This window comes from Tomitella fengzijianii (assembly GCF_007559025.1).
Lineage (GTDB): Bacteria > Actinomycetota > Actinomycetes > Mycobacteriales > Mycobacteriaceae > Tomitella > Tomitella fengzijianii.
Genome location: NZ_CP041765.1, coordinates 2,550,358 through 2,562,771, shown reverse-complemented (window position 1 = coordinate 2,562,771; position 12,414 = coordinate 2,550,358). Strand labels below are relative to the sequence as shown.

Annotated in this window: 12 protein-coding genes; 8 read left to right on the top strand and 4 right to left on the bottom strand. The window is 72.1% G+C overall.

The window, feature by feature from the left end; translation table 11 throughout:
* Positions 1-28: 28 nt before the first annotated feature.
* Positions 29-592, bottom strand: coding sequence for a DapH/DapD/GlmU-related protein (locus FO059_RS18960; RefSeq protein ID WP_143908939.1), 564 nt, complete (start codon positions 590-592; stop codon positions 29-31).
* A 131-nt stretch (positions 593-723) separates the two neighbouring features.
* Here FO059_RS18960 and FO059_RS11600 point away from each other — a divergent pair, with 131 nt between their 5' ends.
* Positions 724-1,323, top strand: a complete 600-nt coding sequence (locus tag FO059_RS11600) for a hypothetical protein (RefSeq protein ID WP_143908937.1) — start codon at positions 724-726, stop codon at positions 1,321-1,323.
* A 102-nt stretch (positions 1,324-1,425) separates the two neighbouring features.
* Here FO059_RS11600 and FO059_RS18770 read toward each other — a convergent pair whose 3' ends face one another.
* Positions 1,426-3,063 (bottom strand): HNH endonuclease signature motif containing protein, encoded by a 1,638-nt coding sequence (locus FO059_RS18770; protein ID WP_158726834.1) that lies wholly within the window; start codon positions 3,061-3,063, stop codon positions 1,426-1,428.
* 154 nt (positions 3,064-3,217) lie between these two features.
* Between FO059_RS18770 and FO059_RS11590 the strand changes: the two genes are divergently transcribed.
* The gene (locus FO059_RS11590; protein WP_143908932.1) at positions 3,218-3,835 is read left to right on the top strand and encodes a DUF2567 domain-containing protein; all 618 of its coding nucleotides are present in this window, start codon (positions 3,218-3,220) and stop codon (positions 3,833-3,835) included.
* A gap of 45 nt (positions 3,836-3,880) precedes the next feature.
* On the opposite strand, the gene FO059_RS11585 is transcribed toward FO059_RS11590, so the two are convergent.
* On the bottom strand, positions 3,881-4,483 hold the full coding sequence (locus tag FO059_RS11585) for a hypothetical protein (protein WP_143908931.1): 603 nt from the start codon (positions 4,481-4,483) through the stop codon (positions 3,881-3,883).
* Between the two features lie 142 nt (positions 4,484-4,625).
* Here FO059_RS11585 and FO059_RS11580 point away from each other — a divergent pair, with 142 nt between their 5' ends.
* The gene (locus FO059_RS11580) at positions 4,626-5,147 is read left to right on the top strand and encodes a hypothetical protein (protein ID WP_143908929.1); all 522 of its coding nucleotides are present in this window, start codon (positions 4,626-4,628) and stop codon (positions 5,145-5,147) included.
* A 68-nt stretch (positions 5,148-5,215) separates the two neighbouring features.
* On the opposite strand, the gene FO059_RS11575 is transcribed toward FO059_RS11580, so the two are convergent.
* Positions 5,216-5,896 (bottom strand): NUDIX hydrolase, encoded by a 681-nt coding sequence (locus tag FO059_RS11575; protein ID WP_143908927.1) that lies wholly within the window; start codon positions 5,894-5,896, stop codon positions 5,216-5,218.
* Between the two features lie 143 nt (positions 5,897-6,039).
* Here FO059_RS11575 and nadA point away from each other — a divergent pair, with 143 nt between their 5' ends.
* From nadA to FO059_RS11550, 5 genes are all read left to right on the top strand, one after another.
* Positions 6,040-7,092, top strand: coding sequence for a quinolinate synthase NadA (nadA, locus tag FO059_RS11570; RefSeq protein ID WP_143908925.1), 1,053 nt, complete (start codon positions 6,040-6,042; stop codon positions 7,090-7,092).
* Positions 7,092-8,780 carry an L-aspartate oxidase gene (locus tag FO059_RS11565; protein ID WP_143908923.1) on the top strand — a complete coding sequence of 563 codons (1,689 nt, stop codon included), beginning with the start codon at positions 7,092-7,094 and terminating at the stop codon, positions 8,778-8,780. Before nadA ends, FO059_RS11565 begins: the two co-directional genes overlap by 1 nt.
* 2 nt (positions 8,781-8,782) lie before the next feature.
* Positions 8,783-9,661, top strand: coding sequence for a carboxylating nicotinate-nucleotide diphosphorylase (nadC, locus tag FO059_RS11560; RefSeq protein WP_143910692.1), 879 nt, complete (start codon positions 8,783-8,785; stop codon positions 9,659-9,661).
* Positions 9,662-9,856: 195 nt separating this feature from the next.
* Positions 9,857-11,215, top strand: coding sequence for a histidinol dehydrogenase (gene hisD, locus FO059_RS11555; protein WP_143908922.1), 1,359 nt, complete (start codon positions 9,857-9,859; stop codon positions 11,213-11,215).
* A gap of 21 nt (positions 11,216-11,236) precedes the next feature.
* Complete coding sequence (locus FO059_RS11550; RefSeq protein WP_143908920.1) at positions 11,237-12,412, top strand: histidinol-phosphate transaminase; 1,176 nt, start codon at positions 11,237-11,239, stop codon at positions 12,410-12,412.
* Positions 12,413-12,414 lie beyond the last annotated feature (2 nt).

The following is a 12,414-nucleotide window of genomic DNA, read 5'->3' as shown; positions in this document are numbered from 1 at the left end:
CGGCGCGGCGGCCCCGGCGGCAGTGCGGCTACTCCGGCCCGGTGGCGGGTGCGAGATCGCGCCGCATGATGTGGCCGGCGCTGCTGACGAGGTGATCGGCGGGGACGTCCTTCGCCACCACGGCCCCCGCGGCGACGACGGAGCCGGCGCCGATGCGGACGCCCGGTGCCACCGTGGCGTTCGCGCCGATCCAGACGTCCGCGCCGATGGTGATCGGCGCGGCGGTGATGCCGTCGAATCGTCGTGCGCGCTCGACGGGGTGTCCGGCCGTGGTCAGCGTGACCCCGGGGCCGACCATCGTCCAGTCTCCGATGGAGATTCCGCCGATGTCGTAGAACGAGCAGTTCTGATTCACGAACACGTGCTCGCCGAACTCCAGGCTCAAGCCGTGATCGCAATAGAACGGCGGGTAGAGGGTGAGGGTTTCGGGCACCGGCCGACCGAGGATCTGACCGAGCAGCGCAGTGCGGGCCTCGACGTCGCTGTGGAGCAGCGTGTTCAAGCGGGAGGTCAGCTCCATGACGACCTGCGTGCGCTCGGCGAGCGCCCGGGATTCCGGAGTGCGTCGTCGGATCAGCCGCTGATTGCGCATCGGACGATCATTGCACGCCGTGGGCGTCCCACGTGATGCTGACATGCGTCGACGGGTTCTGCGCGCCGGGTTCTTTATCGGCGCGCGGTTCTTTATCCTCAGGGCATGGCGTCGACGGGAACGGGGAACTCATGACCGACAACTACGGCCGCGAATACCGGGGGCAGGGGCATCAGCAGGGGCCCGAATACCGCGATCGCGGATACGAGACACAGGCGTATGAGACGCAGGCCTACGCGGGGCGGCCCACCGGAGATCCGGGGGCCGGCCGGCAGCCTGCGCAGGCCGGGGGGCCGGAGAAGTCGCCGAACGGCGCCGTCATCGATCACGCGCAGTTCGCGGCGGGCGCGGTGGCCACGGCACTGGTCGCGGCGGTGGCCGGGTTCGTCATCACCGCGATCATCAATGCCGTCTACACCTCGAATGCCCTGGGTTCGGCCTGGGTGGACGGGGAACAGGACCCGTGGGATTCTGCGCTGCTCGGGGGAGTGGGCGGCCTGGTGGCCGGTGCCGTTCTGTGGATGTTCCTGAACCTGGTCCCGTCCCCGTTGACGTTCTTCCGCTGGATCATGGGGCTCGTCGTGTTCGCGGGGGTGGTGTTGCCGTTCCTCAGCGGCACCGACTGGGTGGCGCGGCTGATCACCGCGGTGCTCAATGCGTTCCTGGGGATCCTCGTGATCGCGTTGCTGACCGCCGTTGCGGAGAAGACGACGGACGTCGGGCGCCGCTGACACTGCGCGCGCACCTCTGCCCCCGTGTCGCTGTGCGACGCGGGGGTTCGGCGTCATTTGGGAGCTATCGGGGGCAGGGGCGTCGAGGGACGGCCGCGAATGTCACGGCGGCCCGTCGGGTTCCGCCGTGGCGAGCCCCTCGTGGTCGATCCAGCGCCGGAAGGGGTCGATGCCGGCAGGCGGCCGGAACACGGGTCTGCGGTGCTCCGACATGGCGATGTCCCAGCCGTCGTTGTGCACGGCACGGTGGTGCGCCGTGCACAGCAGGACGAGATTGTCGAGGTCGGTGGGTCCGCCGTCGGCCCAGTGGATGATGTGGTGCGCGTCGGTCCAGGCGATGGGCCGGGTGCAGCCCGGGAACGCGCAACCGTGGTCGCGGGCCGCGAGCGCGCGGCGCTGCGCACGGGAGGCCAGCCGTGCGGTGCGGCCCAGGTCGAGGGGCGTGCCGTGCCCGTCGACGAGGATCGGCGTGACGGCCGCATCGCAGGCTATCCGCCGCAGCACGGAGGTGGACATGGCGCCGTGGTGCCCGGTCCACCCGGACTGCAGCAGCGCGAACATGTCGTGGATCCGCCCCTGCCGCAGCAGCGACAGAAGCTGGTCCTGGTCGGCGGGCAGGTCGGCGAGGTCGCGTGCCCGAATGTGCACGTGCACTTGGGGGCGGGCGTTTCCGCCCGGCAGGACCTCGCCGTGGGTGTTGCCCCCGTCGCGGGCGGAGCAGTTCGCGGCGCGCTCAGCGGGATCGTCGGCGGTGCAGGTCCCTGCATCTGTGGCGGTCTCGCCCGCGCCGTCGGCATTCCGGTCTCCGCGTGCGTCGCCCGCGGCTCCGCCCGGCTGGTCGTCGGGGCCGAGGCCGCACAGGTACCGGCGGATGATCTCTGCGAGCGCGTCCGCGCGTCGTCGGGCCGGCCCCCGGCGGTCGCGGGTGCCGTCGTCCTCCGGCCGCGGCGCGGACAGGGGAGAAAGGGCGGCGTGGATCTGCTCGCCCGTCTCGGCGTCGACGTCGCCGCGGACGCGGTAGCGGCCGTTGAGCAACCGGGCGACGGAGAACTCGTTGCGTTCGGCGTCGTCGGCGGGCGGCGTGCCGTCTGGGTTGAGGACGGCATCGAACTTGGTGACCGCGTCCGCGAACGCGCCGGACTGCGCGCTGCGGCAGGAGCGGGCGGTATCGAGGAGTACGGCCTCGATCTGGTCGGCCAGTGCGATCGAATCGGGGTCGTCCTCGGGGAGCGAGGCGATCAGCCGGAGGATCGCTTTGGCCTGCGCCTCGGTGGCCCGGGCGCGTGCGATGGCGGCGAGCACGGCGGGGCGGGCGGACACGGCGACGGCGAACATGACGGTGGAGCGGGCGCTGTCGACGCCGATACGGCTGCGCGAGGCGAGCTCGTCCCCGGTGCGGTTGATCGCGCGGGTCTCGCTCAGGCCGAGTATGTCGGTGCGGCGTGCGACCTGCTCGGCGCAGATGCGCAGTTGCCCGATATGCAGCGACAGTTCCCAGGCGGCGACCTCTGCGGTCCACGCGCCCAGCTCGTACTCGGAGTGCTGCCACAGCCCCTCGGACAGCGGTGCCATCACCAGCTCGGCGAACGAGCCGACACGGTCGCGGTGCCGGGATGCGTCGGGACCCACCGGTGCCCCGATTCCGTCGACGACGCTGGTGTCGCTCGTAACGGCCTGCTTGAAAGCGGTCCCCTGCGCCTTGTTGTCCTGCGCCTGATTCCCCTGCGACTCCGACCCCATGGCATCCCCCGATCCCCTTGCATCCGACAGTACCGGAACAAACATTCGATAGCAAACATGTTCGTAACTGCGGATGCGAAAGCAGAAGGCGCGGAGCGTCGGCTCCCCGCCGAGCCGTCGACGTCGTGTGCGCGTGACCCTCTAGGCTGGCCGGGTGAGGACTTTCTCCCCCGCGCGGGGCGCCACGCTCGTCGGCATCGGCTGCGCACTCGCGGGGGTGCTCGGCGGTGTCGTCTGGGGCCTGCTGGCGCCGGGGCGGACGCAGGTGGTGGCGCACGGCGGGTTGTTGCTGTCCGTGGACATGTCGGCCAACCACGAGTTCGACGCGCTGGCGATCTTCGTGTGGATCTCGGTGGTCGTCGGCGTCGTGAGCGGCGCGGCCGCCTGGGCCTGGCGCAGCATCCGCGGCCCGTTGACGGCGTTGGCGGTGATCGTGGGCGGCGTGGCCGGCGCCTGGCTCGCGGCGGGCATGGGGGACCTGGTGGCGCAGAGCAGGTTCGACTGGCCGGGCGCGTCCGAGCTGGACTCGATGGTGGGTCAGGTGGTGGTGCAGGCGCCGTCTGTGGAGTTGTGGATCGCGCTGGTCATGCAGCCGTTGGCCGCGGGGCTGGTCTATCTTGTCGCTGTACTGCTCGCGCCGGATGCGGACTTGGGTTCGGCTGCCGCACATGCGGTGCCGTCGGGGAGTGCCAGCCTTGAGCCCGGCGTCGTGCCAAGCGCATCGACTCCGGCTGCGGAACCTGGTCGCGGCGGGTCCGCGATCGGGACGTGACCAGCGGGGTTTGCGACGAGTACACCGATACCCCTCCGGGCGCGGCTAGTACCGGCGCACGGAGGGCAGTCGAGCCTTTCCTAGGGCTCTCGCTTCGGCGTCGTACGCGACGATGCGCGCGGATCGGTGTCCCCGCCGGACGATGAGCACCTGGCCGTGCCAGGGGACGGGGATGGTGCGGTCGTCGACCTGCACCCGCTCCACGCGCCGGCGCACCTGCACGGTGGTGTAGCCGATCCATCGTCCTTGCCACGGCAGGCGCCCGGAACGGCCGTCGTCGTCCAGCACGCCCCCGGAAGCCCCGGGCGTCATCACCTTCCGGCTGATGCCGCGCAGGGTGTCGGAAGCGCTCAGCTGCGCCTGAGGTAGCGCGGACGGCCGCTCCGCAAGAAGAGCATCGCCGTCGTCGAGACTCACAGCCGCCCCGCCGCCACCGAGAAGACGCCAGGTGGACCCGCGCAAAGTCAGGATGTGGATCTCTTCGTGCACCCGGCCTGCGCCGCGGCGCAGGAACATGGTGGCGGCGACGTCGCCGTCCACATCGACGGCCATCGCGGCGAATCGGCGGCGCCGGCTCAGCCGGAATACGGGCGTGAGCGATCTCGATTCGATGAGCGCCACGCTTTCCGCCAGCGCGTCGTAGGCCACGGTGGAGACGGTACGGCACGCGGACGATTCGTCATCGCCGTAGGAAATGTCGTACGGGTCGGCGAGGATGGCGTCTGTGAGAAGAACTCGCGGCCCGCGCGCCGCACAGGATCGCGGGCACCACGTTCGGTGGGCGGCCATCATGGCAGGCACGGCCGTCGCGTTGATTCTGCTGTTCCTGGCGATGGGGCAGTGGTGGCCGCGGGATTCCGCCTGGATGCTCACTGCGGCGGCGGGCTGGGCGCTGCTGGCCGTGGCGGCGCTGTGCTGGGCGATTTCGGCGGTGTACACGATCGGGTATCGGCGGTCCTGGTCGTGGTGGCAGTGCACGTGGCCGGTCGTTGCCGTACTCGGCACGGCCGTCGCGCTCGTCGTCGTTCCCCCGGAATTCGCCGACGCCCGCCCCGAGTTCGACGCTGCGGCGATGCGGGTGCTCAATTCCGGAGAGCCGCCGGGTCGTGGCGGTCTCAGGATCGGACGGTTCGAGGTGGGCGGAGTGTATGTCCGGTCGGGGGACGCGTACTTCGTCGACGCGCGCAACACGATGTTCACGCTCGAGCAGGGGTGGGTGTACTCGGCAGACGGACCGCCGGGCCTTCCTGCCGGCGATTACGAGCGGCTCGGCGGTCATTGGTACCGCTATCAACGTTCGCTTGACATGTAGCGGCGGGGGCCCGCCGTCCGTCGCGTTCGAGCGCGGCCGGGCCTCGTGCGCGCCGGCAGGTGCGCGCCTCACACCGGCGGACGCAGCACCGCGAACTCGTCGGTCACGCGCAATCGCGACTCGGTGAATCGGAACAGCGCCGCGGGCCGGCCCCCGGCGCGCCCCGGCGGCGCCGTCTTCCCTGTCGTGGTGATCACGCCCCGGCGTCGCAGGATGCGCTGCAGATTGGTGGTGTCCACCGCGTGGCCGATTGCGCACGTGTACAGGTCGCGTAGCGCCGACATCGTGAACTCGTCGGCGGCCAGGGCGAACGCGATGTTGGTGTAGGACAGCTTGGCGGCCAGCCGGCGGCGCGCGTACCGGACGACGACGCCGTGGTCGAAGCTCGTCTGCGGCAGGTCCGACACCGGGTGCCAGCGGGTGTCGGGCGGCAGCCGCGGGTCGGAGGGGGAGGGGATCAACCCGAGGAACGTCGACGCGATGGTGCGCGGCCCGGGTACGCGGTGCGGATCGCTGAACACCGAGAGCTGCTCGAGATGGGCGAGTTCCTGCACGTCGACCTTCTCCGCGAGTTGACGCGTCGCGGAGGTCGGCAGGTCCTCGTCGGCGCCGAGCGCCCCGCCGGGGAGCGACCAGGTGCCGGCCTCGGGTTCGAGCGCGCGTTGCCACAGGAGCACGCAGAGCTCGTCACCGCGTTTCTGGAAGACCGCAACCAGTACCTCGTGGTGCGTGGTGCTATCATATGGCATGTTTTCGATTGTAAGTCGAAAACCGGATCGCCTCAAATGCGCCATCGTGCGCGGGCGGTTCCAGACCGGGCCCGCGGCGGTTCACCGACCGGGCGGGCGGCACGTGTGATGCCCCGCGGCATCTTTCGGTGAGGAGTGAAGCCATGACGACCACGCTGACCCAGCCTGTACGGCTCGAATCGGAGTTGGCCGCAGGAATCGTCGACGGCCCAGGCGGCTACACGGGCGTGGAGGCGGGGCCGGAGTGGGCCGCTGAGGTCCGCCGCCTGGCCACGCTGCGCAACGCCACGATCCTGGCGCACAACTACCAGCTGCCGGCCATCCAGGACATCGCCGACCACGTGGGCGACTCCCTGGCCCTGGCCCGCGCCGCGGCCGCCGCCCCCGAGCAGACCATCGTCTTCTGCGGCGTGCACTTCATGGCCGAGTCGGCCAAGATCCTCAGCCCGGAGAAGACGGTCCTGATCCCCGACGAGCGCGCCGGCTGCTCGCTCGCCGATTCCATCACCGCCGCCGACCTGCGCGAGTGGAAGTCCGAGCACCCGGACGCCGTCGTCGTCTCCTACGTCAACACCACGGCCGAGGTGAAGGCGCTGACCGACATCTGCTGCACGTCGTCCAACGCGGTGGACGTGGTCGAGTCCATCGACCCGGACCGCGAGGTGCTCTTCCTGCCGGACCAGTTCCTGGGTGCCCACGTCAAGCGGGTGACCGGGCGCGACAACATCCACATCTGGGCGGGCGAGTGCCACGTGCACGCCGGCATCAACGGCGAGGAGCTCACCGCGCAGGTGGAGGCCAGCCCCGACGCCGAGCTTTTCGTGCACCCCGAGTGCGGCTGCGCCACGTCGGCGCTCTACCTGGCCGGCGAGGGCACGGTGCCCGAGGACCGCGTCAAGATCCTCTCGACGGGCGGCATGCTGGACCAGGCGTCGCAGACGAAGGCGGAGAAGGTGCTGGTCGCGACGGAGGTGGGCATGCTCTACCAGCTGCGCAAGGCCGCGCCGGAGGTGGACTTCCAACCGGTGAACGACCGCGCCGCCTGCCCCTACATGAAGATGATCACGCCGGCGGCATTGCTGCGCAGCCTCGCGGTGGGGGCCGACGAGGTGCACGTGGACGAGCAGACGGCGCACGCCGCCCGGCTGTCGGTGGAGCGCATGATCGGGCACGGCGACCCCGGCAGCGGGGAGTGATGGCCGGCGCCGGCCGGGGCGTGGGGCCGGCCGTGGCCGCGGTCCGGTGGGAGGCGCACGCCGACCTCGTCGTCGTGGGTGGCGGGGTGGCCGGGCTCAGCGCGGCCCGGGCGGCCGCCCGGCGCGGGCTCGCGGTCCTGGTGCTGCAGAAGGGCACGTCTCTCGTGGACGGGCCGGTCGACGGCGGTGCGGCAGCTGTCGACACGTCCACCGCGTTCGCGCAGGGCGGCGTGGCGGTGGCGAGGACGCGGAACGACTCTCCGGCCGCGCACGCCGACGACACGTGCGATGCGGGTGCCGGGCTGTGCGATCGGTCGGCGGTCGAGTCGATCGTCGCCGACGGCCCGCGGGCGCTCGCCAGGCTCGTCGAGTCCGGCGCCGAGTTCGACCGCTGCTCGGACGGCGATTACGCGGTCACGCGCGAGGGCGGCCACCGGGTGCGCCGGATCCTGCACGCGCATGGCGACGCCACGGGGGCAGAGGTGCAGCGGGCGCTCGACGCCGCCTGCGGCGTGGGGGACTCCGGCATCGCACGCGTGACCGGAGCGACGGTGCTGCGCGTGTGCACCGACCATCGCGGCGTGACGGGCGTGCTCGCCGAGACGGCGGACGGGCACGGCGTGGTGCATGCGCACTCCGTGCTGCTTGCCACCGGCGGCCTGGGGCGCCTCTACTCGGTCAGCACCAATCCGGCCGCGGCCACCGGCGATGGGATCGCGCTGGCGCTCGACGCGGGCGCGCAGGCGGCGGACCTCGAGTTCATCCAGTTCCATCCGACGGCGCTCCACGTGCCCGGCGCGCAGGGGCGGAGCCCGCTCGTCAGCGAGGCGGTCCGCGGCGAGGGCGGGGTGCTGGTCGACTCGCGCGGCAGGTCGGTGACCGACGGCGCGCACCCCATGGGCGACCTGGCGCCGCGCGACGTCGTCGCCCGCGCGATCGCCGCCCGGATGCGGGAAACGGGGGACACGCACGTGTACCTGGACGCCCGCGCCGTCGAGGGCTTCTCCGCGCGGTTCCCGACGATCACGGCGTCCTGCCTGCCTATCGGCATCGACCCGGCGGTGGAGCCGATCCCCGTCGCCCCCGCCGCGCACTTCTCCTGCGGAGGCGTGGTGACCGACGTGCACGGGCGCACCGGGGTCCCCGGGCTCTTCGCCGCGGGCGAGGTGGCGCGCACCGGCCTGCACGGCGCCAACCGCCTGGCCTCCAACAGCCTTCTGGAGGGGCTCGTGGTGGGCGAACGCGCCGGTCTCGCCGCGGTGGAGCGGGCGACTATGAGCCCCGAGGTGCTCGACGCGGCGTTCCGGCTGGCGCCGGCCGCGCCGCGGGAACGGGTGCAGGAGATGATGACGGCGCACGGTTCGGTGACCCGTGCCGCCGACGGGTTGGCGGCGGGCGCCGCCGGAATCCGCAGCGCGGCGGAGCCGGTGCTCGTGCGCACCCGGTCCGACGCCGAGGACGCAGCGCTGACGATCGCCGCGTCGGCGGTGCTGGCGTCGGCGGCGCGGCGCACGGAGACGCGCGGCTGCCACACCCGGGAGGATCATCCCACGGCACGCCCGGAATGGCTGCGCAGCATCGTGTTCGAGCAGGGGGAGGGCGGAATGCCGCGGCTGGTGAAGTCCGGACCTCTTACCGAAGGTCCGGCGCGGGATTCCCACCTCGAGACGGCAGGAGCGGACAGATGACGATGCACGAGGCGGAAGCGGGTGCGACGGCCTCCGGCTACGACGTGGAGGCGACGCGCACCCTGATCCGCGTCGCGCTCGATGAGGACCTGCGCTACGGGCCGGACATCACCACCGACGCGACGATCCCCGCGGACGCGCGCGGCGAGGCGGCCGTCGTGAGCCGTGAGCACGGCGTGGTCGCCGGCGTCGGCGTGGCCCTGCTCGTGCTCGACGAGGTGCTGGGTGCGGACGGCTTCCGGGTCCTCGCCCGCGTCGCTGACGGCACCGCCGTCGCGCCGGGCACCGAGGTGCTGCGCATCGACGCCCCGGCGCGCGGGATGCTCACCGCGGAGCGCACGATGCTGAACCTGCTGTGCCATCTGTCCGGCATCGCCTCGGAGACGGCCCGCTGGGTGGCCGCCGTCGACGGCACCGAATGCCGCATCCGCGACAGCCGCAAGACCCTGCCCGGCCTGCGCGATCTGCAGAAGTACGCGGTGCGCGTCGGTGGCGGGGTCAACCACCGCATGGGGCTCGGCGACCAGGCGCTGATCAAGGACAACCACGTGGCGGCAGCCGGCTCGATCGTCGGAGCGCTTCGGGCGGTGCGCGCGGCGGCGCCGGGGGTGCCCTGCGAGGTGGAGGTGGACACGCTCGAGCAGCTCGACGCCGTGCTCGCCGAGCGTGCCGAGCTGGTGCTGCTGGACAACTTCCCGGTGTGGCAGACGCAGATCGCCGTGCAGCGGCGCGACGTCGTGTCGCCCGGGACCCGGCTCGAGTCGTCGGGCGGGCTGGCGTTCGGGGCCGCCGCCGACTATGCCCGGACCGGCGTCGACTATCTGGCCGTCGGCGCGCTCACACATTCGGTGCGGGTACTGGACCTGGGTCTCGACATGTGACGCGGCCGCGTCCGGTCCCGACAGTGGCGAGGGCGCCGGAGCCCGCCGCGTGATGCGGTCTATCCTGGGTGTTCACCGGTGTCACGCCCGCAGTGATACGTCGGCGTGCCCGGCCGGGGCTGCAAGCATGCACTCCGCGCGCAAGACCTGAACGCGCAAGACCTGAACTAGACGCCACCGCCCGAGAGGACCAGAATGCCCGCCCGCGTACAGCTCGCACGTCTCGACCTGCGAGGCACCACACCCTCACGCGCACGGCTGCGCTCCGAGCTGCCGCGCGGCGGAGTGGACGTGGACGCGGTGCTGCATCAAGTGCAGCCGGTGGTGGACGACGTGCGCGAGCGCGGCAGCGCCGCGGCGCTGGACTTGAGCGAGAAGTTCGACGGCGTCCGGCCGCCGACGGTCCGGGTCCCGCGCGCGCAATTGGACAAGGCCCTCGCCGAACTCGACTCCGCGGTCCGCGAAGCACTCGAAACGTCCATCTCCCGGGCCCGCACCGTGCACGCGGCGCAGCGCCGCACCGACGTCACCACCGAGGTGGTGCCCGGCGGCACGGTGACGGAACGCTGGGTTCCCGTGGAGCGCGTCGGCCTGTACGTGCCCGGCGGCAACGCCGTGTACCCGTCGTCGGTCGTGATGAACGTCGTCCCCGCCCAGCAGGCCGGGGTCGGATCGCTCGTGGTGTGCTCCCCGCCGCAGGCGCGGTTCGACGGCCTCCCGCACCCGACGGTCCTGGCTGCGGCCGCGATGCTGGGCGTCGACGAGGTGTGGGCCGTCGGCGGCGCGCAGGCCGTGGCGCTGCTGGCCTTCGGCGGCACCGATACTGCTGACGTCGACGGCTCCGACGACCTGGCCCCGGTGGACATGATCACCGGCCCCGGCAACATCTACGTCACCGCGGCCAAGAGGCTGTGCCGCGGCGTGGTGGGAATCGACGCCGAGGCCGGGCCCACCGAGATCGCCGTCCTCGCCGACGGCACCGCCGACCCCGCGCATGTCGCGGCGGACCTGATCAGCCAGGCCGAGCACGATGTCATGGCGGCCAGCGTCCTCGTCACCACATCCTCGGCGCTCGCGGACGCGGTCGACGACGCCGTGAACGCGCAGCTGACCACCACCAAGCACGCTGAACGGGTCGCCACCGCCCTGTCCGGTCGGCAGTCCGGGATCGTGCTGGTCGACGACATCGCGCAGGGGCTCACGGTGGTCGACGCCTACGCGGCCGAGCACCTCGAGATCCAGACCGAGGATGCGCGGGCGGTGGCGACGCGCGTCCGGTCGGCGGGCGCGATCTTCGTGGGGCCCTGGGCGCCGGTGAGCCTGGGCGACTACTGCGCCGGCTCCAACCACGTGCTGCCCACAGCGGGGTGCGCGCGGCACTCGTCGGGCCTCAGCGTGCAGACCTTCCTGCGGGGGATCCACGTGGTCGACTACTCCGAGCAGGCGCTGGAGGACGTCCGCCACCATGTGGTCGCGTTGGCGAACGCCGAGGACCTGCCCGCCCATGGCGAGGCGGTGCGGCTGCGCTTCGAACCGCTCACGCCCCGCAACTGAACTTCCACGAGGACTATCCGCATGACATCCCAGAAGCCCGCGGACCGGGCTCCCGGTGCGGCGCTCCGGCTCGCATCGCTGCCCATCCGCGACGACCTGCGCGGCGCGTCACCGTACGGTGCGCCGCAGCTGGACGTGCCCTACCGGCTCAACACCAACGAGAATCCGCACGCGCCCACCCCGGCCCTGGTGGCGGAGGTGACGGAGGCGGTGCGTGCCGCCGCCGCGGACCTCAACCGCTATCCGGACCGCGACGCCGTCGAACTGCGCGCCGACCTGGCCGCCTATCTGAGCCGCCAGACAGGCACGCCGCTGACGACGGAGAACCTCTGGGCCGCAAACGGTTCCAATGAGGTGCTGCAGCAGCTCCTGCAGGTGTTCGGGGGGCCGGGGCGGACGGCACTCGGGTTCGTGCCGTCGTACTCGGTGCACCCGATCCTGGTGTCCGGCACGCAGACCCGCTGGCTGCCGACCCCGCGCCGCGACGACTTCACCATCGACGCCGAACGGGCCGCCGCGGTGATCGCCGAGCAGCGCCCCGACGTCGTCTTCGTCACCAGCCCCAACAACCCGACGGGGCACAGCATCGCGCTCGACGAACTGCGCACGATCCTCGACGCGTCGCCCGGGGTCGTCATCGTCGACGAGGCGTACGCGGAGTTCTCCTCGGCGCCCAGCGCGGTGTCGCTCATCGACGAGTACCCCTCGCGGGTCGTCGTCTCGCGCACCATGAGCAAGGCGTTCGCGTTCGCCGGCGGCCGGCTGGGCTATCTCGCCGCGGCGCCCGCCGTGATCGAGGCGCTGCTGCTCGTACGGCTCCCGTACCACCTGTCGGTGCTCACGCAGGTGGCGGCGCGGGCGGCACTCCGGCACGCTGAGGAGACGCTGGGCAGCGTGGCTGCGCTGGTGGCCGAACGCGAGCGCGTGTGCGAGGCTCTGGCAGGCTACGGGTACCGGGTGGTGCCCAGCGACGCGAACTTCGTGCTGTTCGGGCGGTTCGACGACGCGGCGGCCGCCTGGCAGCTGTTCCTCGACCGCGGCGTCCTGGTGCGGGATGTGGGCATCGAGGCGCACCTGCGCACGACCATCGGGTTGCCGGAGGAGAACGACGCCTTCCTCGCGGCGGCACGCGCGATCGCCGCGACGGCGCTCACCGACGCGGCGCGGCCCGCGGACAGCGACAACGACAGGGGATGACA

What these genes read in the sequence shown, in the direction of transcription:
- FO059_RS18960 (WP_143908939.1), bottom strand. Translation starts at nt 592, where the DNA reads ATGCGCAATCAGCGGCTGATCCGACGACGCACTCCGGAATCCCGGGCG.
- FO059_RS11600 (WP_143908937.1), top strand. Translation starts at nt 724, where the DNA reads ATGACCGACAACTACGGCCGCGAATACCGGGGGCAGGGGCATCAGCAG.
- FO059_RS18770 (WP_158726834.1), bottom strand. Translation starts at nt 3,063, where the DNA reads ATGGGGTCGGAGTCGCAGGGGAATCAGGCGCAGGACAACAAGGCGCAG.
- FO059_RS11580 (WP_143908929.1), top strand. Translation starts at nt 4,626, where the DNA reads ATGGCAGGCACGGCCGTCGCGTTGATTCTGCTGTTCCTGGCGATGGGG.
- FO059_RS11575 (WP_143908927.1), bottom strand. Translation starts at nt 5,896, where the DNA reads ATGCCATATGATAGCACCACGCACCACGAGGTACTGGTTGCGGTCTTC.
- nadA (WP_143908925.1), top strand. Translation starts at nt 6,040, where the DNA reads ATGACGACCACGCTGACCCAGCCTGTACGGCTCGAATCGGAGTTGGCC.
- FO059_RS11565 (WP_143908923.1), top strand. Translation starts at nt 7,092, where the DNA reads ATGGCCGGCGCCGGCCGGGGCGTGGGGCCGGCCGTGGCCGCGGTCCGG.
- nadC (WP_143910692.1), top strand. Translation starts at nt 8,783, where the DNA reads ATGCACGAGGCGGAAGCGGGTGCGACGGCCTCCGGCTACGACGTGGAG.
- hisD (WP_143908922.1), top strand. Translation starts at nt 9,857, where the DNA reads ATGCCCGCCCGCGTACAGCTCGCACGTCTCGACCTGCGAGGCACCACA.
- FO059_RS11550 (WP_143908920.1), top strand. Translation starts at nt 11,237, where the DNA reads ATGACATCCCAGAAGCCCGCGGACCGGGCTCCCGGTGCGGCGCTCCGG.